Source organism: Flavobacterium sp. WC2409, assembly GCF_041200085.1.
GTDB lineage: Bacteria > Bacteroidota > Bacteroidia > Flavobacteriales > Flavobacteriaceae > Flavobacterium.
In genome coordinates this window covers 2,115,595-2,140,449 of sequence record NZ_CP165625.1, presented here as the reverse complement: position 1 = coordinate 2,140,449, position 24,855 = coordinate 2,115,595, and the positions used below count along the sequence as shown (strand labels likewise).

The following is a 24,855-nucleotide window of genomic DNA, read 5'->3' as shown; positions in this document are numbered from 1 at the left end:
GAATTAGGAACTGGTTCCATATTTATTAATGATGGACATTTGTCCAGCATGATAAGCAGTATGGGATACAATTCTTCCTAGGGCTTCAGCTTTTGTCTTTGTGCCAAATTCTGACGTAGTAATAGAGGTATCCCAGTCGGTATCCGTTTGTTTTTCAAGTATAGCTAATAAATTTTGATAGGCATAATGGGAGTATTCTTTTAATTCGGATAGGTTGGTCCATTCACCGGTATCCTTTTTTGCAATTACTGTTTTTGCAATTACTTTAACTTCGCTTGCACCAAATATATTTTTTGTAAAAAGCAACTCAACATCACTAATATGGCGAATAAGAAAACCAAGGCTATTGGGCGAAGTTGCCAATTTCTTTTTCAAATCATTTTCTATAATTAAATCTAATTGCTTTGTAAATCTAGTTCTACCTTCTTGCCATAGCGCAATAAATAACTGAGTTTTTGATTTCATTAAATAAGGGTTTTTTAGTGATTTCAACTTTGTATTGTTGTGATAGGGCTCTAATTTTCCTGAAACGAAAAAAGGGTGTTGAATTGTGAATTTAGTCTAAAATTTTCATTTTGAGAGAGGAAGCGAAATAAAAATAGCCCAATAAAGGGCTTTTCTACTATTATTAGTTGTTCATATTGCTTTTTACATCAGTAGTAATTCTGTTTTTATCATTCTTGCTTTTTGCTTTTCTTTTAATTCGATAAGATGTGATTTGTAACCGATAAATTCATGATCTTTTGGATTGATTTGCAAAACAAAATTTATTTTTCCCAAGAGATGTTCTAGAAAGTGAACCTGATCTATTTCTTTGTATTCCCGATGTTCATCAATACCAAATTTCATGATATAATACATGGCTTGTCTCAATTTATTGCGTTTATGGAAAACGACTTGTGGTTTTTCATTGACAACAATACCTGTGACAGTTTGTCTCATATTTGGAGTCATAAGATTTGTTTTTGCAGCATTGATTTGCAATCCCATTACTTGAATATTGTCGGTTACTTTTTCGAGTAATTTTTTTTCGTCAAAATTTCCTGAAAAACTCAAATCATCGGCATAACGGGTATATCTTATTTTATGTTGTATACAGTAATCAGCAATAGCCATATCAGCTTTTTTAAAAATGAGGTTTGAAAGATAAGGACTTGTTGGTGCACCTTGTGGTAAAAAACCATCTTTAGTACATAGTTGTGAAAGTAGATTTGAAATGCTTTTTGAATAACCCACTTCTAAAAATATTTGCTCTACACTTTCAATTTTAATTGATGGAAAAAAATTTTCTAAGTCAAGGGTGAATACTTTAGGTTGGTTTTTGTGAAATCTTATATTCTCTAAAATACTTACATTAGGTCTATATGCTTTTGCAAATGGGCTAATAGGAATTTTATATAAGATGTTTTTTAAAATCCAATGTTGTATTTCTTTTAAACTTGGGAGTGGTTCTGAAATGGCTCTTTTTTTTCCGTTCTTTTTTGTAATCTCAAAATCACGATAAAAATATTTGGTGTGTAATGCGGCTTTTTTTATGTATTCTTTTTTATATCCTACAAGTAAGGTTAAGTGGGAAGAGTTATAAATAACAGGAACATTGTTTGAAAACAATGGCTCAGCATAATTCAAACAACGATTTATGTTTTGTTTAGAGTAGCCTATTTTTGTGGCTTCTTTCATGAAAGTTTCTTTGTATTGAGCAAAATCCATAGCTTTAAAATCGTTAATGGAGTGAGGACTTTTATGTCACTCACTCCAATTAGGAATACGGGTTTAAAAGGTTCGGAGCTCTGCGGAGAGCCTTTTAAACCCAGTGCTTGAAAAAACATTCAATTACAGAACAGTGACTCACTGCTCCAAAGTTAGCTTAGCCAACGTAATTTTAAAAATAAATCAAAATGACAACTTATTCTGATTTGGAATATAAATGGTTTTTGAATCTAATTTTGGGATTTTACTTTTTAGATCCTTTGTAATCCATTCCTCTTTTTTTTGTTTTACTTTTATATTTGGTTCCATAATATCAAAGTATTTAAAGCATCAATTAAGATGTTTTTAATTTGTAAGTATTATAATATCAAACGATTAATGGGGTGTATCTCTACATAAATTTACAATTTTTTATTTACATTTTAGTATAATCTGTGCAGATTTTTTTTGTTACGACTTAAAATGAAAAGCCTCCAAAACAATTATTTTGGAGGCTTTAATTTTAGATAAAAACAAATTATCTCAATCTAACTTGTTGAAATAATTAGTTCTTTACAAGGTATTTAATATGTTTTATGTTTCCATTAACTACTGTTTTTAGGAAATAGAATCCTCTTCTTAAATCAGCTAATTGTAGATTTACAGTTGATTTTCCTGAAGTAATGTTATGAGATGATTGGCTGACTAATTGTCCAAAGAAATTATAAATTTGAAAATCTACTTTTGCAATAGATGAGCTATTAATTTCCACATTGATTTGGCTTACAAATGGATTTGGAAAAACGTTTACAGCTGTGATTTTTACATCCTCAATTGCTGTATCGCAACTTCCTAAAACGTCACCATGTGCTAAATGAGAGGCAACTGCATTTTCATCAATACATACTGTTTTCCCTTTATGGCAAATTTCAACTTTTGGATTTTTTGAATTAGTACCACAACGTACATCAATTACATTTACTGCTTTTTCGGATACTGATGAGCAACCATTAGCATCTGTAACCGTTAATGTATAAGTTGTTGTTGCGCTTGGACATACATTAATACTGCTTGTCGTAGCTCCATTACTCCATGTATATGAATAAGGTAATATACCTCCAGTTACATTGCCTGCAGTTAGCGTTGTACAAGAAGAATTTGTATACCCGTAATATACAGTTGGTGATTCAGTTTCAGGAATTTCAATTATTGAAGGCTCATTTATAGTAAATGTTGCAACTACTTCATTATTTAAAATATCTTTTACAGTTACACTATAAGTTCCCGCATCAAGATTTGATATAGAGTTTGTGTCGGTAATTTCACCAATATTCCAAGTATAAGTGTATGGAGCAATTCCGCCTGAAACAGATACAGAAGCAGTACCATTAGCTTCGCCATTGCAAGTTATATCTGTTGTATTACTAGCGTCAAGCGTCAATTCTTTTAATTGTAATCTTACGGTTACAGGGAAGTGGTCAGAGGCTGTTTTAGTATAATCGCTCGTGTAAAATTCATAGTGTACTCTTGCTGATTCATTGATGTATAAATCCGCAAGTTCATTTGAAAGTGTAATATGATCAATCATATTTTCATAGGTCACATACGATCTAAATCCTGCTTCACTTAATGATTTTGTAACAACACTAAAGTTTGTGCTATCATTTACATATGCTTCATAACTAGAAACAGTTGTAGAAACATCTGAAACGGTGTAATCTACATCATCGTTATAATCTCCTAGTAATACTAAGTTAGCATCCGGATATTGTGCATTCAAGGTGTCTTTTAAAACTTCTACATCAAACTTACGCATGTCATATTTGCCTTGGGCATCACCACTTGTATTTGCTCTAGCATGAAGGTCAATGATATTGATTTGTTTTTGATTTCCATCAATTGTAACATTTGCAGTCATCATAAAGGGCAATCTACCACTAGCAAAAAAGCGTGATTTATCAGCATCAGGATAATTAGCCAATACAGAAACATCGCCACCATTATAATAAGGATGAATGGTTTCTAATAGTACTTTGGTACTTACAGGTGTAACGGTTTTGTTTTTATAAATAAAACCAACTTTTTGTTTTGGACTACTAAAATCATTTGGGTAGGAAGTTGCTTCAGATAAAACATAACTGTAATCATTCATTTCGCTAACCATTTGAGCAAATAAAACATCATCAGATATTTCTTCTACTGCATAAATATCAGCATCTAATTGTTGCAAAACATTTTTGACTGCGTCTTTTTGTATCGCATCTGAATTAATTTTTCCTGCAGCAGGTGAATTAGTTTCATCACCAAACCACGCCATATTCCAAGTGGCAATATCTAAAGTTTTGTCTTTTGAAATATTTAAATCACTTCCTGTTTGTTGGTATTTATCGGCACACGGGAAGTCAGTTCTCATTCGAGGTAACAGTTGTTGAGTGGCAAAATAATTTCCAACTACACCTATTATTTCTGAACAATTTTCAGGTTGTGCAAAACCGGTAAGATCACTTACATCTGCATCAATTCTCAATTGAGCTGTTCCACTTGCATCTGTAATATCAGTGTTTGAATTACCAAACATAATAGCACCAGGCTTAGGGAAAGTCGTATTTTCTATTCTTACTAATTCAGCTGGGTGGTTTGCCATTTCACTCAAAGTGATAGTAACTGGCGAAATAGGTTGATTAGGTAATCCGTTATTAGTAACCGCACTTACAGGGCTTATTTGAACTTGCTCGCTGTAGGAACTTCTAGTTCCTGTAACAGTGATAGAATCTCCTATTTTGAAAAGTCCAGTACCATGTACTGATTTGTCAAAAACGGCTATCGCTCCAGTAGCATCTTGGAGGTAAGCTGATCCAGCAAATTGGTCTGAAACAGTTAAAACACCAGTTACAGTTACAATATCGCCATCTGCTTTACTTCTTGCTTCAGCAATTGGAATTACAACTAAAATATCAGAAGCATCACCAAAAAATTGTCCTTTATTTATAGCTCCAAAAGTAGTATTGGCTGCTTGCCAAGTAAAATCAGCATAGTTATATCCTGCTCCTATTAATTGTAATGAAGTTCCTAGTGCAGCTGTGCTTGCTTCTGCAATACCAATATCTGTACTTGTCATTCCTGCAGCAGGACCATTAGTAGCGGTAAAACTACCTTCGTAGCTTAAAAACTGAATTACTTTTCCAGTAGCATCTACTAATGCAATTCCGTCAGGAGAACCATTTTGTAATCCAGCAATGTTTACAGATACAGTACCATAACCATTTAATTGATCTGGAATACTACCAGATAAATTTCCTATTGGGGTATAGCTTGCTCCACCTGAACCATTATAAGGGATAATGCTCCATCCAGTTAGGTCAGTTCCGGCATAACCAGCAATTTCAACTGCTTCACCAACATCTGTTCCTGCATTGTCATAATGAATCTCATTGATGAAAACTAAATCACCAAATTTTTGTCCTTTATTTACTTTTCCGAAAGTACTTACAGCTGCTTCCCATGTAAAATCAGCATATTTTGTTCCTTTACCCACTAGCTGAAGTGAATTTCCAACAGTTGCAGTACTTGCTTCAATGATACCAATATCAGTACTTGTCATTCCTGCAGCAGGACCATTGGTAGCAGTAAAACTACCTTCGTAGCTTAAAAACTGAATTACATTATTATTTGCATCTACTAATGCAATTCCGTCAGGAGAACCATTTTGTAATCCTGCTATAGTTACAGATACAGTACCATAACCATTTAATTGATCTGGAATACTACCAGATAAATTACCTATTGGAGTATAAGAAGCACCACCATTACCATTGTAAGGAATAATTTTCCATCCTGTTAAGTCGGTTCCTGCAAGACCAGCAATTTCAACTCCTTCTTCAACATCTGTCCCTGAATTATCATAGTGAATTTCGTTGATAAAAACAGCTCCAGCTGGAGTAGGTGTAGTAGTGTTTAAGGTTGTTATAGTAACTATATTACTTGCTTCAGAAGAATTATCATCTGCATCTAAAGCTACTACTGTTAAGTTGTAAACCGTATTAGCCGTTAGCCCAGTCAGGTCAAAAGTAGTTGCTGTTGTAGCTCCTAGTTGAGTAGTTCCACTATAAATTTCATACGATACTGCAGAGGTAGCTGCATCCCATGATAAATTAGTCGCGGTTTGTGTGATGTTACTAGCGACCAAATTTGTTGGTGCCGCGAGAGGCTCGATAACCGTAGAGAATGATTGCCCGTTATTGATGCTTCCATACGTGCTTGCTACAGAGGTTTGCCATGTAAAATCACTGTATTGATTTCCAGACCCTTTCAGTTGTAATGATAAACCAACTGCTTCGGTTCCAGCTTGAGAAACGCCAATATCCGTGCTTGTCATTCCGATTGCGGGACCATTAGTAGCAACAAATGAGCCTTCGTAGCTTAAAAACTGAATTGCATTTCCTAAGTTATTTACTAATGCAAGTCCGTCAGGAGCTCCATTTTGTAATCCACTTATGGCTACGAAAATAGTTCCAAATCCATTAGATTGATTCGGAATTACACCGGATAAACTTCCTATTGGAGTGTACGATGCACCACCATTTCCATTATAAGGAATAATGCTCCAACCTGTTAAGTCGGTTCCTGCAGTTCCAGCAATTTCAACACCTTCACCCACATCAGCACCTGCATTATCATAATGAATTTCGTTAATGAAAACAACAGAAGTTGCTGGAGTTGTAGGTGGCGTACTAACTAGAGTCGTTACCGCTACACTATTACTAGCAGTTGAATTGTTTCCAGCTGTATCAAATGCTTTTACTGACAAGGTATAATTTGTATTCGCTGTTAATCCAGTTAAAACATAACTAGCTGTTGATGATGAAGCAATTTGTACTGTTCCATTATAAATTCGATAGCCTAAAACACCAACATTATCTGTTGATTGAACCCAAGTTAAAGTTGTTCCAGTTTGGGTTGTATTAGTAGCATATAAAGTTGCTGGAACAGATGGTGCCTCAGTATCTAATTGTACACTTCCATCAAATCTATTTTGAGCTTGTGGTCCTCCCCAAATTGCTGTAGCAAAAGCAGGGTTGTCAATAAAAGGATTTCTATTTCCTTGAACTCCTTCTAATATTGTATTTCTATTGATTTCTACTTGAGAAACAGGGTCTTCAACATTCCATTCTAATAGAATATCAGCCATATCAGCACTGTAGTTTTGTGAACTGATGGTCACGGCACTAGGAAGACATTGAGCACCATAATGCAAGTGCATGTACATAATCATACGGGCAACATCACCTTTCCATTCATCTCCTGGATACCAGGCACCATTAACTAATTTAGCATTTCCAGATCCATCACCAAAGGGATAGTTATTTCTAGTTGCATTCAAAGTAACATCTGCAGCTCGTAAATGATGTGCATCACTTCCTGGGCCATCAGTACCTAAATTAGGGTTTCCTAATGATTTGGCAAAAATGTGCTCTCTATTCCAATCGCCTTGGTTTCCACCATTTTGATCTTTAGAACGAGTTCGGTCATTTGTAACATCAGAATCACTATCATTATAACCATAAATCAGTAAAACTTTTGTTGGATCGTTTGGATCTAAATCTGTTTGTTTTAATGCATCCCAAACTCCAGGTGTATACGACAACTTTGTCGTATGTGTAGTGGTTATTAGGTTTGAAAGATTTGATTTTAAGGCATCTCCAGTTTGGCTAATGTTTGCTCCATTATAATACGTAGGAACTTGAGCAAAGGAAATCACACTTAAAAAAGTAAATACAGCTACAAGAAAGAACTGCCTTTTTAAGTAAAAATGCTTCATAATTGTTTGTTTAATTTATTGGATAGTAAATATATACATATTTGTGTTTTTATGCGTTTAATACTATTAACAAATCGTTAAAATTTTTAATATAAAAATTAAAAACCCATACGATTATTTAACAAACTAGAGTGAATTGCTATAATAATGGAATTTTAACGGCTATTGGAGTTCCCTATTTTTTTTGGATATTTAGTAGTATTTTTTAAATTTTTTATTTGGGAAATAGGTAACAAAATTAAGAATGAACCTGGCGGTCCAGTAGGATAAATAATTTTTTAAACGGGAAATCATTGTTCCTTTTTTTAATGATTTAGGTGTTATTCTATGGCTTTGTGAAATGATTTCATCTAGATGGTGTTGAAATGTATTTGAAAATGGGATGGATTTGATTTCAACATTCATTTCTAAACTTCCATAACAACTTAAATTATTGAGATTAAATGAGCCAATAGTTGTCCAATAATTATCGACTATGGCCGCTTTTCCATGAAGTATTGTTTTATTCCATTCATACAATTCGATGTTATGGGTAAGTAACGTAGAATAAATATGGTAAGTCGCTCTTCTAGAAAGTGGAACATCTGATTTTCCAGATAAGATTAATCTTATTTTTACTTTGTTTTTTGCTGCTTTTTTAATTGCATTATTAAGTCTTCGACCTGGCAAAAAATAGCTACCCACAATGGTGATTTCTTTTTCAGCATGTGTAAAAGCACCTATATAGGCATTGTATATTTCGTTTTTACTTTTCAGCCAATCATTTTGTAGTATACTGACAGCAGTTTCTTCCCCTGAATTAAAGACAGATTCTATTTTTCTTTTGAAGAAGTACTTTTTCTTAAAGAATAAGTCTCTACAAAGTAATTGCAGTTTTTTTGCAATTTTCACGTCATTTATTTGCACTGAATAATCGAGCCAGGCCCCATTTTCTTTGGACCCCACATATTTGTCAGCTATATTAATTCCTCCAATTAACACTACCTGGTCATCCGCAACAACAACTTTATGATGTAATCTTCGGCCCATATATAAAGAGCTTGAGGATAGGAATGGAGAAAAAAAACGAAAATTAATTCCAGTTTTTGTTAATTCCTCAATTACATCTTTGGGAAACGAAAAGGAACCAAAACCATCTAATAAAATATAGATTCTTACCCTGCGTACTGCTGCTTTTTTTAATTCTTGTAAGATTTTATTTCCAATAGAATCATTCTTAAAGATATAATATTGAAGATGAATTTCATATTTTGCTTCTTGGATTATATATTCTAAACGTGAAAAATAATCGGTTCCACTATGAACTAATTTTACCTTTTCTATGTCGTTTTTAATGTAATTGTTAATTAGCATAAGCACCTTTTTGTTTTACTTCTTTAATTAATATAAACTCTAAAAGATTTTCAGTATCCAAAGTACCCACAAGTTGATTGTTCTCCATGACTAACATCAAATTAGATTTATTATGATAAACCAACTCAAAAATATCCGCAAGTAGAGTTTCTATATTTAAGAAGACTAAGTTTTTGTTCATCGCATTGACTATGGGAGTATTCTCGCCTTTTTCAGAAAGAGCTATTATTATTTGATCTCTATTTAGGGTTCCTACAGGTTGGCTATTCTCAGTTATTAAAAAAATCTTGGATTGACTGTCTAAAAGTAATTCTATAGCTCTTTTTATGGGTTGATTTGCATCAATAGTTTGGTATTGTTTCATGACTACGTCCCGCACTGTGTAGCCTTTAAGAAGGTATTTCGAGGCAGTATATTCGGTTTCCATTTGCGCACCCATAATGACAAAAATGCCTATGAAAATTAAAAACGGATTGGAGAAAAAACCAATAAATATAAAACCTATTGCTAATAATTGGCCTATTCGAGCTGCAATTTTAGTTGCAGTATGTCGTTGAAATTTAAATGCCAAGAGCGCTCTTAAAATGCGCCCTCCATCCATTGGGAATGCTGGAATTAAATTAAAAATAGCTAACGCTAAATTAACGATTAAGAAATTCAAGAGGAAGTTGTGCGAGTTGATTCCTCCTGATAATTGAGTCATAAGAAGTTCTTCATTTTCGGGTACTGTAACAAAAAAACTGGTCAATAGTGCCAAAAAAAGATTGACCATCGGACCAGCAAATGCAACGATTAATTCTTCTATTGGTTTTTCGGGAAGTTTTTCTAACCTGGCTAATCCGCCAATAGGAAGCAACGTAATATCTTTGGTTTTAATTCCATAGTTTTTTGCTGCTAAAGCATGACCTAATTCATGTAAAACAACAGTAATAAATATAGAAAGAATAAAAGCAATAGACCACGTTATTTGAAGGATATTATATCCTGAACGGTAATTGACAAATATGATAAATAGGAGTAGTAATGAGAAGGTCCAATGAATGAACAAACCAATTCCTGCTACTTTTCCAAGTTTAAATGATCCTTTCATTTCTCTTTTTTTTAAATGCTTTAAAAAGCATAATTAGAAAAAAAATGTGTCAATAATGAAAATCAAAAAATGCAGGTTTAAGCGAAAGATTATGGGAATCAATGCGTTACTAATTTACGACTTTTTTCTGAAGAATAGTCGGTATTGTTTATTAAGAATTTTGGTATTATTCAAAACTGATTTATTTGAATAATACTTGCTATTAAAGTGTCGATTGGATTTATTCTTTTAGTGCGAATAGTTTTGTGCTTCAATAACTGGAAGTAAGCACTAATTTATCAGAAGTTATTTTGAGTAAAAATTTTTGGGATTTGCTTTTATTTTAGGATATCATTTTTCAAGTTCGTTTTCACAAATACTATTGTACGCCCAAGCATTTAAATTGGCCATAGTAGTATTTGCGATTCCCTGTAAGGCTTCGTTAGATAAAAACCCTTGATGCCCCGTAATTAATACGTTGGGAAGAGAACGAAGAATCGTATACACATGATCCGTAATTTTTTCACTAATGTGGTTTTTAAAAAAGATAGGTCTTTCTTTTTCATAAACATCAAGACCTACTGCGCTAATAATACCTTTATTGATAGCCTCTATTAAATCCTCAGTATTCACAATCATTCCGCGCGCCGTATTTATAAAAACAACCCCTTTTTTCATTTGAGAAAAAATGGATTTATTAAACATATATTTAGAATCTACATTCAATGGGCAATGGATGGAAATCACATCTGCACTTTGACATAATTCTTCTAAATTACAATACCGAATTTTGGTTTGTTGAATCAGTTCTTCATTTATAAAGGGATCATAGGCGAGAAGGGTACATCCAAATCCGTGCATTATTTTAGCAAAAGCGCTACCTATTTTTCCAGTTCCAATAATGCCCACAGTCTTTCCATGTAGATCAAATCCTACCAAATTATCCAAACGATAATCTCCCATTTCCATTAGTTTTTGACCTAGAACTATTTTCCTGTTTAGTGCCATAAGTAAAGCGACTGCATGTTCAGCAATCGAAAAAGGGGAGTATTCAGGCACATTTGCAACTTTTATTCCTAATGACCTAGCTTTTTTTAAATCAATATGATCATGGCCCACAGTACGTAAAGCAATGTATTTTATTCCCAAATGGTACAATTTTTCTAGTATTGTACTATTTGCAATATCTGATGTAAAAAGAGATATCCCTTCAAAACCTTTAGCTAGATCCACTGTATCATGGTTTAGGTTTTTAGAAGTATAAACTAATTCTAGCTTGCCATGTTTAGCTTTTTCTATAAATGGTTTTTCAAAGTCGAAGGTGCTGTACATTAATATTTTCATGATTTTGGTATTTTATTTAACACAACCCATAAGAGTTGTAATTATATTGGCTTCAATTTGTTATTCAAATAGTAAGGTAAGCCTTTTGCAGTTGGTAATAACCACATAATTAGAGGTTAATTGTAATACTTTTGGGGCTCTTAGAATTTTTTTTTTTTATCCAAAATCATATTTTTCTTCTTTAGAAATGAGTGTGAGTTCAATACTTACTTCGGGTTCTAATCTAATATTTGTTTTAATGATGTTTGAAATCAAACAGGAATTTTTGCTCATTTCCAAAATGTATTTAACCTGTTCTGGATTTTGGAAATAGGGAATAACTACTTTTGGTCTTAGCGTAATTTCACTTATTATATTTTTTCCTTTTATGACTTCAATAGAACAGCTGGAACTACTTTCAAAACTTACAAATTGAATATTAGCATTTTCGGCTTTGGATAAAAAAGTAGTCATTAGACAGCTGTTTAAAGAGGAAAGCAATAAATGCTCGGGAGACCAGATGTCTTTCATCGTTTTTGGTAACTCAAGCGGTGTCTCTTTTTCTGAATTTTGAGGAAATACGGATGAAATTAAAAATCCGCTTCTATTGTCTTTACATTTTAAATTTACTTCGTAAGTCTGCATATTAAATAGGTTTAGTTATTAATAATTAATTTGAAATAAAACAACAGGAATAGCGATTTTTAGTTGTTATAGACTAGTATTTTAGAAAGGTTTTATATAAAAAATAAACTCGATACAGTAGTTTATTTTCAATCTTTATTCTTTACTTTTTTTGACCATAATTTCTTTTTTTTGATTACTTATAGGCGTACTTTATTTTTCTTTTCGGCTTCCAATATATTTTCAATTCCTTTTATTAAGGCATCTGGATTAAAGGAAATACTATCAATTCCTTCTTCGACTAAAAACTGTGCGAATTTTGGAATATCACTTGGGGCTTGACCGCAAAGCCCCACTTTTATCTTATTGCGTTTGGCAGCACTTATTGTTTCCCTAATTAGGGTTTTTACTGCCAAATTTTGTTCGCTAAATAAATAACTTACCAATTCAGAATCTCGGTCTAAACCCAATGTAAGTTGTGTTAAATCATTGGACCCAATCGAAAATCCATCAAAAAGAGCAGCAAATTCATCGGCTAAGATGACATTACTCGGAATTTCAATCATAACATAAATTTCTAGATTGTTTTCGCCTTGGGATAAGCCATTTTTTGCCATTTCGGCAAGTACTTTTTCCCCTTCCTCAATTGTTCTGCAAAAAGGAATCATCAATTTCACGTTCTTTAAACCCATTTGATTTCTCACTTTTTTCATGGCTTCACATTCTAATGCGAATCCTTTTCGATAAAAATCACTGTAATAACGAGAGGCGCCACGAAAACCAATCATGGGATTTTCCTCTTTAGGTTCGTAATATTTTCCACCAATAAGATTTGCATATTCATTGCTTTTAAAATCACTCATGCGAACAATAACTTCTTTGGGGTAGAATGCAGCGGCTACAGTAGCTACAGCTTCGGCCAATTGATCTATAAAATAGTTTTTGCCGTCTTGATAGCCTTTTGTAAGTGTTTGAATTTCTGCATTTATAGTTTTATCAGTTATTTTTTCAGGTTCACATAAGGCCAATGGATGAATTTTTATCGAGTTCGAAATGACAAACTCCATTCGCATCAAACCCACTCCTTTATTTGGATAATAACTCAGCTCAAAAGCACGCTCAGGATCAGCAAGGATAAACATGGGATCCGTTTCGGGCATTGCTAATTGACTAAAATCATGCTCAGTCACTTCCCATTTTAACTGACCATTATATACATTGCCCTCTTTACCTTCGGCGCAGGAAACGGTAACTAATTGCCCTTTTTTTATACATTGAGTTGCATCTCCAGTTCCCACCACAGCAACGGTTCCTAGTTCTCGAGCTACAATCGCGGCGTGGCTGGTACGCCCCCCTTTATTGGTAATGATAGCCGAAGCTTTTTTCATTATTGGATCCCAGTCGGGATTGGTCATGTCAGTCACTAGGATTTCACCTTCAAGTAATAAATTACCTTCTTGAGGATTATTAAGAATTCGAGCTTTACCGCTAGCAATTTTGTCCCCAAGAGCTATTCCTTGCGTTATTAAAGTCCCTTTTTCCTTGAGTTTATAAATTTCTCTTATTTTCCTTTTAATTGTCCCATAAATGGTTTCTGGTCTTGCTTGCACTATGTATAACTGATTATTTATACCGTCTTTTGCCCATTCAATATCCATTGGTTTCTTGTAATGTAGTTCTATTGTTTTACACCATTGCGCTAGTTGTATTACTTCACTATCATTCAATGCATATTGGTTTTGTTTTTCTATTGGAGTAGAGATATTTACAATGGTATTTTCGGCAGAGCTTATTTTTGATTTTTCGGTATAAATCATGGTGAACTCTTTCCTTCCACAACGTTTTTTTAGTATAGGGTTGAAGTTTTTATTTTGTAAAGTGGGTTTAAAAACCATCCATTCATCTGGAGTAATTGTTCCCTTAACAATGTTTTCCCCTAATCCCCAACAACCATTAATGATAATTGTATTTTGAAAACCTGTATCCGGATCGATGGTAAAAGCCACACCGGATGATGCTTTATCACTTCGAACCATTTGTTGAACACCTACCGAAATAGCAATATCTATTTTAGTAAAATTCATGTCATGGCGGTATTTAATGGCGCGATCTGTAAAAAGGGAGGCATAGCAATGAAGTAAAGCGTCCCATAATTGTTCCTTTCCTGAAATATTTAAAAAAGACTCCATTTGACCTGCAAAACTAGCTGTAGGTAAATCCTCAGCAGTGGCACTACTTCGGACCGCTACACCTACATTGTCAATACCTGTTTGCTTACAAAGCAATTGGTATGCAGTATCAATTTCAGTTTTAATGGTATCTGGAATCTTAGCTGATAAAATAATTTGCCTTGCTTTTTTCCCAATTTCGGAAAGATTCGAATAATTTTTTGTATCAAGTGAAAATAGTAATTCGTTTAAGGTGTCTTCAAGATGGTTTTCTTTTCTAAAAAAACGATATGCATTGGCAGTAACAGCAAAACCATTAGGAATAGCTATTCCCAAAGGATTCAATTGATTATACATTTCACCTAAAGAGGCATTTTTACCTCCCACAATTTCAATATCCGTTATGCTAATTTGGTCGAAAAAAAGAATAAGTTTTGAATTTTCCATATCGTTTTAAATATTTAAAATGTAAGGTGGTTGGTATTCTAACTTAAAAAAACAAATGAATAACAGATTGACTAAGCCATATATAGAAAAATTCTAAAAGGGATTCAAAGCAAATTAGGGTTCATTAGAAACGGATAAATACAAGAGGATATTCCTGTTTCTTGTATAAAAGGGACATATCGTAAATTTAAGCAAATATTTTTTTTTCAATGTTAAATTATGATTTTTTTTGAATATAATTTAGTCATAATAGCTTGTTTTGTAAGTATTTATGTTGTTTTTGTAGTGAATTATAAACTTTGGGTGTTTTTTAAATATTATAAATAATAAATAGTAAAACTAGAATTTATTCATTTGATATCGAAACAGTTAAAATCCATTATCGAAATAATACATGCCTTAGAATGTGTAACTATGAATTTAAGAAGCTTTAAAAATTTAATTATTAGGATATTATAACTCTAAATACATGTATAATTGGAAATTAATTTTATTTTTGTAAAGACCAATGTATTTTAATACATACAAATATTAATTAGAATAAATACCCCATATTCTGATTTAATTTCAATTAATCTAATTCATTTTATATGAAAGAATTACCTACTCCATCTAATGAAAAAGATAGGTTACAGGCACTAGAAAGTTATTTAGTAATGGATTCTTTGACTGAAAAAGAGTTTGATTCTATTACAAAATTGGCTTCTTATATTTGTGATACACCAATCTCATTAGTTAGCCTCTTAGATAAAGACAGACAATGGTTTAAATCAAGTGTTGGATTGAAAGCAAAAGAAACTCCAAAAGCTATTTCTTTTTGTCAATACGCTATAATGGGAGATGAGGTTTATGAAGTTCAAAATGCATTAGAGGATACATTATTTTCAGATAATCCATTAGTCACTGGAAATCCTGATATTCGGTTTTATGCGGGAGCACCGCTTAAGGATCATGAAGGATTTAATCTAGGAACACTTTGTGTAATTGATACTATACCAAGGACGCTCACGGATATGCAGAAAAATGCACTTCAATTATTAGCAAATCAAGTTATAAATTTACTACAGCTTCGTAGAAAAAACATGCAACTTATTCTAGCCCAAAAAGAGTTTAAAAACTTTTTAGAGTTATCGAAGGATATGGTTGGTATCGCCAATAGTGATGGGCTGTTCGTTAGTGTAAATCCTGCTTTTACTACTGTTTTGGGATATTCAAAAGAAGAATTGGGGAAAACCCCCTTTATAAATTTTGTTCATCCAGAAGATTTAGATAAAACTTACAAAGAAGTTGAAAAGCTCGCTAGAGGAGAAAAAACAATTAGTTTTGAAAATCGATATCGCACCAAAAAAGGAGAATATGTAGGACTTAGTTGGAATGCTTCTCCTGATCCAGTTACTGGCAATTTATATTGTATTGCTAGGGACATGACTATAGAAAATAGGCACAAAGAGGAGCTGCTTTCTACTACAACTGATTTAAAAGCAATCCTAAATGCAACTGAATTTTCAATAATTTCTTCAGATCTCGATGGTGTTATTAAACAATTTAATAGAGGGGCCGAAAAACTCTTGGGTTATAAAGCGGAGGATGTCGAAGGTAAAATTACACCAGAAATCTTTCATATTAAGGAAGAAGTGGTAAAAAGAGCGGAAGAGTTATCTATTGAATTAGGAAGGGAAATCGAGCCTGGATATGACACATTTGTAGTGAAAGCTAGAGAATTTGGTATAGCTGATTCCCAAGAATGGTCGTATGTTAGAAAGGACGGCACCACTTTTCCTATGAGGTTATCAGTAACTGCCATTAAAAGTAATGAGGGTGAGGTAACTGGATATTTAGGAATAGCAAAAGATATTTCTAAAGAGAAAGAAGCTGAATTAAATCTATTAAATAGCAATATGTTATTAGATGAATCAGAAAACATCGCTAAAATTGGAAGTTGGAAATTTAATTTAGTAACAAAAGACCTGATGTTGTCTAAGGGACAATCTATAATATTTGAATTGGATAATGTACCTGATGGAAAACTTTATGAATCATATAGAGGTAGAATACATAAGGATGATTTAGTGTTATTAGATGAATTAGATAAAAAAATCATAAAAACGGGAGAAGATTACAATACAAATTATAGAATTTTATTACCAGAAAATAGAATAAAATATATATCAGAAATAGGAAGACCTTTTAAGAATAGAAAGGGTGAAATAGTGGGGCTTCAAGGTTCAGTTCAAGATGTTACTGAAAAAACGATAGCAGAACAAAAGATTCAAGAAAAATCTAAAGAAGTAAATGATATTAGAGCGGCTTTAGATGAGTCTGCAATTGTGTCAGTGACAGATCTTAATGGAGTATTTACGTATGTAAATGATAATTTTTGCGCTATTTCAAAATTCAATAAAGAAGAACTGATAGGTAAAAATCAACGGATGATATCAGATTATCTTTCCTTCGAATTTGCAAAAAGTATTTTAAGAGTTGTTGTAAATGGAGGAATTTGGAAAGGGGAAATAAGAAATAGGGCAAAAGATGGATCACTTTATTGGGAAAAAACTACAATTGTTCCCTTTTTAGACACTAAAGGAAAGATCTATCAATATATAGCAATAAGTACAGATATAACCGAACAAAAATTAGCTCAAGAAAATTTAAATCATGCTTTAAGTGATTTAGAAAAAAACAATAAAGAGTTAGATCAATTTGCTTATGTTGTTTCGCATGATTTGAAAGCTCCTTTAAGAGCAATCAATAACCTTGCTGAATGGATTGTTGAAGATATGCCAGAAATGCCAGAGGATGTAAAAAATAATTTAGGATTATTACGTGGTCGTATATTGCGTATGGAAAACTTAATTAATGGGGTTTTGGATTATTCTAGAATTGGTAGAACCCAGATCGAAATGGAAACAATTGATATTAAGTTAATGTTGGACCAAATTGTAGAAACGATAGTTCCAAACAAGGATTTTGAAGTTTCGATTGCAGATAAAATACCACAAATTTTTGATGCCAAAATTTTATTGTATCAAGTTTTTAGTAATATTATTGGTAATGCGGTAAAATATAATGATAAAGAAATTGGTAAAATAGAATGTGTTTATATTGAATTACCTGATTTTCATCAATTTAAAATTAGCGATAACGGACCTGGAATTCCTAAAGAATATCAGGAAAGAGTATTTGGAGTTTTCCAAACAATTGAAGCAAGAGATAAAAAGGAAAGTACAGGAATTGGTTTGTCAATTGTAAAAAAAATAATCGAAGAAAAAGGAGGCGATATATATATTGAATCATTAGAAAGTAACGGAACAAGTTTTATTTTTACAATCCCTAAATAAAATAAAATGAAGGAATTCGTAAACGAAGAAGAAGAGGAATTAATAGCTCTCAAAAAAGAACACGAAGAATTTGTTTATATCGTTTCCCACGATCTAAAAAGTCCCATGAGAGCTATCACTAATATTACTAATTGGATTGAAGAAGACCTAGAAGGAATTAGTAATAATGAGGTCTTGGCTAATTTTAGTTTGTTGAAAAATAGAGTTGGACGTCTAGAAATGATGATGAATGCTTTACTGGAACTTTCAAGAGTCAATAATTTTGATAATGAAATGTATGAGTTTAATATTCCTCGAATGATAGCGGATTGTGTCGAACTGACAAAAGAAAAAGATAAAGCTGAATTTCATTTTTTGTATACAATTGAAAATGAAAACAGCAATTCTTTAGGTAAGAAACTACAAAAAGTACTAACAAATCTTTTAGATAACGCAATCCGATTTCACGATAAAGAGAAAATGAATATCTTTATTGAAGTAAATGAATCAGCAACGAATTACGAGTTTACTATAAGAGACGATGGACCTGGAATTCCAGAAGAAGTTAAAGAAAAAATTTTCAATATGTTCTATACCGTTAATTCAAAGGACATTCTAGAAACTACAGGGGCAGGATTAACAATTTGCAATAAAATAATAAAAAGGGTAGGTGGTAAAATGGAGTATTCACCTAGTATTGATAGGGGATCCGTTTTTAAATTTAATTGGCCCAAATAAAAAAATATAAATTTATTTTAAAATAAAAAAAATGAGTGAAAAATTAGTAAACATTTTATTAGTTGAAGATGACGAAGTAGATGTAATGAATGTTAAAAGAGCATTTTTAAAAAATAATATTAAAAATCCTCTTTTTATAGCTGGAAATGGTGTTGAAGCACTTGAAATGCTTGAAAATACTATAGTTCCTTTACCAAGAATTATTATTTTGGATATAAATATGCCGAAAATGAATGGGATTGAATTTTTGAAAATTGTTAGAGAAACGGAGAAACTGAAAAATATTTCTGTTTTTGTCATGACGACTTCAAATGAAGACAGTGATAAAATTAAAGCCTATGATCTTAATGTCGCAGGTTACATTCTTAAACCATTATCATTTGAAAAATTTCTTATGTCTGTTTCAACATTAAAAAATTATTGGCAGTTATGTGAGATGTAAAATTTTAAAATAATATTTATGAAGAATTTGAATATTATTGTGGTAGATAATAAAATTGATGCTCAAAGCACAAAAGATATTTTTTTGGGCCTAAACTATCAGTCTATTATTTATTTAGCTGAAAATGAAATTGAGGCATGGTCATTGTTACAATGTAATACTAAATTAAGTCCAGTACCAAAAGTAATTTTTATAGATATAAATAGAGAAGGAGTAAACGGGATGGAATTATTGAAAAAAATAAGGAAACATCCAATATTAAAATCCCTCTTAGTTTTTGTATTAACCAATTCAGACAGTAACAAGAACGAAGCTTTAGACTTAAACATTGCTGGCTTTATTCATAAGCCTATGGATAAAGATAAAATAACTGAAGTTTACTCTATACTTAATGCATACTTAGACATTATTGAGTTTCCAAGAGATAATAATAAAATATGACAAAACCATTAAAAATATTAATAATTGATGATGATAAAGTTGATTCAATTACTATAATACGTTCTATTTCTCGTTCAGATATTAATGCTGAAATTGAAAGTGCTTATTCAGCAAAAGAAGGTTTTGAAAAATTGGAATCAGTTTGTTTTGATCTCATCTTTTTAGATTATATGATGCCAGATTCAGATGGAATAAGTATCCTTAAAAAAATAAGGAGCTTAGCCATAGAAACACCTGTGATTTTTATTACTTCTCAAGGAGATGAAAAAATTGCAAGTCAAGCGATTCTAGCTGGTGCTTCTGATTATATGCCTAAAACACTATTGACTTCTGATGGTATTTCCCATAGTGTGAGAAATGCTATGAAATTATTTGAAAGTCAGAATCTTCGTAAAAAAACTGAATTTGCTTTAAAAATAAATTCCAAAAGACTTTCTGAGGCTCAAAAGTTAGCCAAGATAGGGAGCTGGGAAATCAATTTGAATGATGGCGAGGTATTCTTTTCTGAAGAAATGTTTAAGATACTTGAATTAGATAATACAGTGATGCCATCAATGAGTACTTTTAAGTCTTGTATTACCTCTTCAAATGATATTTTATTATTTGAAAATAAACTAGAAGAAGTTAAGGCTAATAATGAAGAAGTTAGTTTTAGTCATCGCATTATGACTAAAAAAGGGACTATAAAACACATAAACGAATATATTATTTGTATTAATGATGAAAGTGATAAACCGTTCAAAGTTTTAGGAACCATTCAAGACATAACAGAACAGAAGAAAACAGAAAAAGAGTTAATTCATGCCAAAAATATAGCCGAAAACTCAGTACGAATTAAAGAGCGGTTCCTGACAAACATGAGTCATGAAATTCGTACTCCGATGAATGGAATTATTGGATTTGCTAGTATTCTTGAATTTACAGAATTGGATGGAAATCAAAAACAAAGTGTTGAAGCTATAAAAATAGCAGGAAAAAATTTAATGGTTATCATTAATGATATTTTAGATCTTTCTAAAATTGAAGCCGATAAAATGACATTTGAATCAATTGAATTTTCATTGTCAAAAACAGTGAATTCAGTTATTGAATTATTATCTCCTCTTTCAAATGAAAAAAAAGTTATTCTAAAAAGCACAATTGATCCTAAAATTAATGATGCATTAATTGGTGACCCAACACGATTATCTCAAATATTAATTAATCTTGTAGGGAATGCATTAAAATTTACGGAACAAGGACAAGTTGAATTAGTTGTAAATCAAGAGAAGAAGGCCGACAAGTCAACATTAGTTCTTTTTAATGTAATTGACACCGGAATAGGGATACCCGAAGATAAAATTGATGCTATATTTGAAAGTTTTAATCAAGCATCAAATGAAACTACTAGAAAATTTGGAGGAACGGGTTTAGGACTTACAATTACACGAAAATTAATAGAATTACAAGGTGGCTCTATTAAAGTAAAAAGTGAACTTTTAAAAGGGAGCGAGTTTTCATTTGGAATTCAATATAAAATAGCAGAATTAAATAGTATAGACTTGAATAGAGTATTAGCAAAACAATTGGATTTTAGTTTTTTAGAGAATAAAAATATTTTATTGGTTGAAGACAATAAGATTAATCAGCTTCTAACAAAAAAAGTTTTTGAGAAGTGGAATAAACAAATTGAAATTGCCGAAAATGGGTTAATTGCTCTTGAAAAAATAATAGAAAATCAATATGATATTATTTTGATGGATATTCAAATGCCAGAAATGGATGGTAATGAAGTGACTGAAAAGGTGAGAAATCTTCCTGGAATAAAATCAAAAGTACCCATTATTGCTTTAACTGCACACGCTACTGCTGATGAAGAGAGGAGATGTATTAACTCAGGAATGAATGATTATTTATCAAAACCATTTGATTTTAATGTGCTTCTTGAAAAATTATATAGAAACCTTAATTTAGATATATAGGAATAAATTACTAAGTATAGTTTTTCTAAATTCATCCTTTTTATAATTCTATTTGAACATCTGTTAAAAAGATTTACATTTGTAATTCTTGAGAATAGAGAAAACCCTCGTTTTCTTAAGTTACTACGCCTTGACATAGGCATTTTGGCATGTGTGTCATTCCCAATTTTTTATTGGTTTTTCATTTTTTTTGGAAATTTAAATTTTTCCACTGCCATTATTTTTACAAATTTTTAAACAAAAGAATGAAACAGTATTTCAATTTATTCGATTTTACTCAAAAAGTAAATTACAAAACGGAAGTTTTAGCAGGTTTAACAGTCGCCATGACGATGATTCCTGAATCACTTTCTTTTGCAATTTTAGCTGGTTTTCCTCCCTTGGTAGGTTTATATGCTGCTTTTATAATGGGCTTGGTTACCGCTATTTTTGGAGGAAGACCAGGTTTGGTTTCAGGTGGAGCAGGAGCAACAGTTATTGTTTTAATTGCTTTAATGAAGTCAAATGGATTAGAATATGTTTTTGCAGCAGTCGCTTTGGCTGGTATTTTGCAAATATTGGTAGGACTGTTTAAGTTGGGTAAATTTATCCAACTCGTTCCACAGCCCGTTATGTTTGGATTTGTTAACGGTTTAGCCATTATTATTTTCATGTCCCAACTGGAACAATTCAAAACCATTGTTAATGGTCAAAGTGTTTGGTTATCTGGAAATCCACTATATATTATGGCGGGATTAGTTCTCTTAACTATTGCAATAGTTTTGTTTTTCCCTAAAATAACAAAAGCCGTTCCTGCTTCATTAGTTGCTATTATTGTAGTTTTTGGACTCGTTTTGGGTCTAGGAATTCATACAAAAACGGTGGCCGATATTGCTTCTATCAGTGGTGGTTTTCCTCCTTTTCATGTTCCAAATATAGAATGGACTTTAGAAACCTTGCAATTGGTTTTTCCTTATGCTTTAATTATGGCTTCAGTTGGATTAACGGAGGGGTTATTGACTTTAAATCTAGTAGATGAAATAACAGGAACTAAAGGAAAAGGAAACCGAGAGTGTATTGCACAAGGCAGTGCTAATGTATTGAATGGATTTTTCTTTGGTATGGGTGGTTGTCCTATGATTGCACAAACCTTGGTTAATTTGTCCGCTGGTTCTAGAGCTCGTTTATCAGGAATAATTGCAGCCTTAACTATTCTTGTCATTATTTTATTTGGAGCTCCTATCATTGAACAATTGCCTATTGCCGCACTAGTTGGGGTAATGATTATGGTTGCCATTGGTACATTTGAATGGATTAGTTTTAGAATCATAAACAAAATGCCAAAACAAGATATATTTGTTGGTGTCCTTGTGGCGGTGATTACCATTTTATTACACAATTTAGCCTTGGCAGTTTTAATCGGAGTTATAATTTCAGCTTTAGTTTTTGCTTGGGAAAGTGCCAAACGCATTCGAGCTAAAAAATATGTAGATGAAAAAGGGGTAAAACATTATGAAATATTTGGACCCTTATTTTTTGGTTCAACCACTGCTTTTGCTGAAAAATTTGATATTTTAAATGATCCAAATGATGTAATTGTAGATTTTAAAGAAAGTAAGATTGCTGATATGAGTGCTATCGATGCTGTAAATAAATTAACGGAACGATATGCCAAAGTAGGGAAGAAGATCCATTTGCGCCATTTAAGTGCCGACTGTCGTCAGTTACTTCACAATGCCGATGATGTTATCGATATCAATATCATCGAAGATCCCACTTACAAAGTGGCAATTGATTAAAATAAGAAAAGGACTTGAAATTATTCAAGTCCTTTTTTTATAAAATTTATTATTGTTTTACAAGTAAATAACTATCGGGTTCCATTTTATTTTCACCCGCTAAGATGGTTTCTTTAGAGTTTAATTTAATTTCAAGGGGTTGTTTTCCAAAATTGAAATAACATTTAATATGCTCTCCTTTAAAAGTTCTTTCAAATCGAATACAATCATTCGAAAACGATAAGTTTGTATAACTTCCATATTGAAGTGCAAGCTGGGAATTACGTAAAGCAATAAGTTTTTTATATTTATTTAAAATGGAATTTTCATTTTTATCTAAATTAACTACATTCAAGTTGGTGTAGTTTGGATTTACTTTAATCCAAGAAGATTTATCCGAAAAACCCGCAAATGATTGATTATTCCATTGCATTGGACTTCTTGACTTGTCTCGGTTGTGTTCGTTTCCAATTTTTAGTGCTTCGACTTTTGATTTTCCTGCTTTCAACGCCAATTCATATTGGGTACGCCCTTGAATGTCCATTATTTCAGTAATCGAATTAGCTACAATATTTCCATTCCAATTTCTTCTCCATAATAAATAAAAGGCACTCCTTTGGCAGTTAACATCAAAGCGGCTAATGATTCGGCTCTTTTGGGATTGTTTTTTGCCAAACGATCAACCAAACGGGGCATATCATGACTTCCAAAAAAGAGTGTAGGGTAGTTTTGCATATTTTTCTCCATGCTTTGCAACTCATCATAGATTCTTTTGGCAGAGAATTCTTTGATGCTCCCAAAATTGAAATTAAAAACCACATCCAGTAAATCAGGAGATTGATACTGTTTAAGAACTTCTATTTTGTCGCTTCCTATTTCTCCTACGATAAACCGATTCTCATACTCATTTACCACCGATTTTATTGATTTCATGGCAGTTTTAACTCCTTTTTGATTGATGTCATTCAAATGTTCTTGAATACCATTTTTGAAAGGGTTGTCTTTTGTAATTCCATCTGTAGTAAGAAAGTTAATCACATCCATGCGAAAACCATCTACACCTAAATCCAACCAAAATCGTAACATTTTTTGAATCTCGGCAACTACTTTCGGGTTTCCCCAATTGAGATCAGCCATTCTGGTGTCAAATTGATGATAGTAGTATTGATTGGTATTCTTGTCGAACTCCCAAGCGGATCCTCCGAAAAAGGATTCCCAATTGTTGGGTTTGTCTTTCCAAATATAATAATCGCGATACGGATTGTCTTTTGACTTACGAGATTCTTGAAACCATTTAGAGTCGGTGGAAGTATGGTTGACAACCATATCCATAATAATTTTAATATCTTTTTTATGGGCTTCCGCCAAAAATAGTTTGAAGTCTTCGATAGTACCATACGTGGGATCCACTTTATAATAATTGGCAACATCATATCCATTATCCACTTTGGGAGATTCCAGAAACGGAGTCAACCAAATTCCTTTTACACCTAGACTTTTTATGTAATCTAGTTTAGATGTCAACCCCTTAAAATCACTAAATCCATCCCCGTTGGAGTCTTTATAACTAGGCATGTAGATTTCGTAAAAAACGGATTCTTTCCACCACACTTTATCTGAGGTTGATTTCTTTTGTTTACTACAAGAGAAAAAAAGCAAAAGCAATACAATTGATATACCTATTTTGGAGTAGTTCATTTGGATTAAA

The 24,855-nt window shown here is 32.3% G+C and carries 17 protein-coding genes; 6 read left to right on the top strand and 11 right to left on the bottom strand.

The genetic code is table 11. The features are described from left to right. Nucleotides 1-3: 3 nt before the first annotated feature. The 9 genes from AB3G34_RS09190 to ppsA form a co-directional block, all read right to left on the bottom strand. Nucleotides 4-465: a DinB family protein gene (locus tag AB3G34_RS09190; RefSeq protein ID WP_369752235.1), complete on the bottom strand. Its 462-nt coding sequence runs from the start codon at nt 463-465 to the stop codon at nt 4-6. 183 nt (nt 466-648) lie between these two features. Further along, the gene (locus AB3G34_RS09185; RefSeq protein WP_367771053.1) at nt 649-1,710 is read right to left on the bottom strand and encodes a reverse transcriptase domain-containing protein; all 1,062 of its coding nucleotides are present in this window, start codon (nt 1,708-1,710) and stop codon (nt 649-651) included. A 183-nt stretch (nt 1,711-1,893) separates the two neighbouring features. Then, nucleotides 1,894-2,019: a hypothetical protein gene (locus AB3G34_RS09180; RefSeq protein ID WP_369752232.1), complete on the bottom strand. Its 126-nt coding sequence runs from the start codon at nt 2,017-2,019 to the stop codon at nt 1,894-1,896. 235 nt (nt 2,020-2,254) lie between these two features. Further along, nucleotides 2,255-7,507 carry an endonuclease gene (locus tag AB3G34_RS09175; protein WP_369752231.1) on the bottom strand — a complete coding sequence of 1,751 codons (5,253 nt, stop codon included), beginning with the start codon at nt 7,505-7,507 and terminating at the stop codon, nt 2,255-2,257. A 192-nt stretch (nt 7,508-7,699) separates the two neighbouring features. Then, nucleotides 7,700-8,860 (bottom strand): phosphatidylserine/phosphatidylglycerophosphate/cardiolipin synthase family protein, encoded by a 1,161-nt coding sequence (locus AB3G34_RS09170; protein ID WP_367771049.1) that lies wholly within the window; start codon nt 8,858-8,860, stop codon nt 7,700-7,702. Further along, nucleotides 8,850-9,950: a M50 family metallopeptidase gene (locus tag AB3G34_RS09165; protein WP_369752230.1), complete on the bottom strand. Its 1,101-nt coding sequence runs from the start codon at nt 9,948-9,950 to the stop codon at nt 8,850-8,852. The genes AB3G34_RS09170 and AB3G34_RS09165 overlap by 11 nt, the downstream gene beginning before the upstream one ends. A 330-nt stretch (nt 9,951-10,280) precedes the next feature. Further along, complete coding sequence (locus AB3G34_RS09160) at nt 10,281-11,273, bottom strand: 2-hydroxyacid dehydrogenase (RefSeq protein WP_369752229.1); 993 nt, start codon at nt 11,271-11,273, stop codon at nt 10,281-10,283. Nucleotides 11,274-11,429: 156 nt separating this feature from the next. Beyond that, entirely contained in the window at nt 11,430-11,897 is a 468-nt protein-coding gene (locus tag AB3G34_RS09155; RefSeq protein ID WP_367771041.1) for an OsmC family protein, read from the bottom strand. A gap of 179 nt (nt 11,898-12,076) precedes the next feature. After that, nucleotides 12,077-14,491 (bottom strand): phosphoenolpyruvate synthase, encoded by a 2,415-nt coding sequence (ppsA, locus tag AB3G34_RS09150; protein WP_369752227.1) that lies wholly within the window; start codon nt 14,489-14,491, stop codon nt 12,077-12,079. A gap of 590 nt (nt 14,492-15,081) precedes the next feature. Between ppsA and AB3G34_RS09145 the strand changes: the two genes are divergently transcribed. The 6 genes from AB3G34_RS09145 to AB3G34_RS09120 all read left to right on the top strand — a co-directional run bounded on the left by AB3G34_RS09145 (nt 15,082) and on the right by AB3G34_RS09120 (nt 23,168). Continuing rightward, nucleotides 15,082-17,829: a PAS domain S-box protein gene (locus tag AB3G34_RS09145; RefSeq protein WP_369752226.1), complete on the top strand. Its 2,748-nt coding sequence runs from the start codon at nt 15,082-15,084 to the stop codon at nt 17,827-17,829. 6 nt (nt 17,830-17,835) lie between these two features. Then, entirely contained in the window at nt 17,836-18,546 is a 711-nt protein-coding gene (locus tag AB3G34_RS09140) for an ATP-binding protein (protein WP_367771034.1), read from the top strand. 31 nt (nt 18,547-18,577) lie between these two features. After that, nucleotides 18,578-18,988: a response regulator gene (locus AB3G34_RS09135; RefSeq protein ID WP_367771031.1), complete on the top strand. Its 411-nt coding sequence runs from the start codon at nt 18,578-18,580 to the stop codon at nt 18,986-18,988. An 18-nt stretch (nt 18,989-19,006) separates the two neighbouring features. Beyond that, the gene (locus tag AB3G34_RS09130; protein ID WP_369752225.1) at nt 19,007-19,429 is read left to right on the top strand and encodes a response regulator; all 423 of its coding nucleotides are present in this window, start codon (nt 19,007-19,009) and stop codon (nt 19,427-19,429) included. After that, the gene (locus AB3G34_RS09125) at nt 19,426-21,390 is read left to right on the top strand and encodes a response regulator (RefSeq protein ID WP_367771025.1); all 1,965 of its coding nucleotides are present in this window, start codon (nt 19,426-19,428) and stop codon (nt 21,388-21,390) included. Before AB3G34_RS09130 ends, AB3G34_RS09125 begins: the two co-directional genes overlap by 4 nt. 245 nt (nt 21,391-21,635) lie before the next feature. After that, complete coding sequence (locus AB3G34_RS09120; RefSeq protein WP_369752224.1) at nt 21,636-23,168, top strand: SulP family inorganic anion transporter; 1,533 nt, start codon at nt 21,636-21,638, stop codon at nt 23,166-23,168. A gap of 49 nt (nt 23,169-23,217) precedes the next feature. Here AB3G34_RS09120 and AB3G34_RS09115 read toward each other — a convergent pair whose 3' ends face one another. Together AB3G34_RS09115 and AB3G34_RS09110 are read right to left on the bottom strand one after the other, a co-directional pair. Further along, on the bottom strand, nt 23,218-23,691 hold the full coding sequence (locus AB3G34_RS09115; protein ID WP_369752223.1) for a hypothetical protein: 474 nt from the start codon (nt 23,689-23,691) through the stop codon (nt 23,218-23,220). Nucleotides 23,692-23,711: 20 nt separating this feature from the next. Continuing rightward, nucleotides 23,712-24,845, bottom strand: coding sequence for an alpha-amylase family glycosyl hydrolase (locus AB3G34_RS09110; RefSeq protein WP_369752222.1), 1,134 nt, complete (start codon nt 24,843-24,845; stop codon nt 23,712-23,714). Between the last annotated feature and the right edge of the window lie 10 nt (nt 24,846-24,855).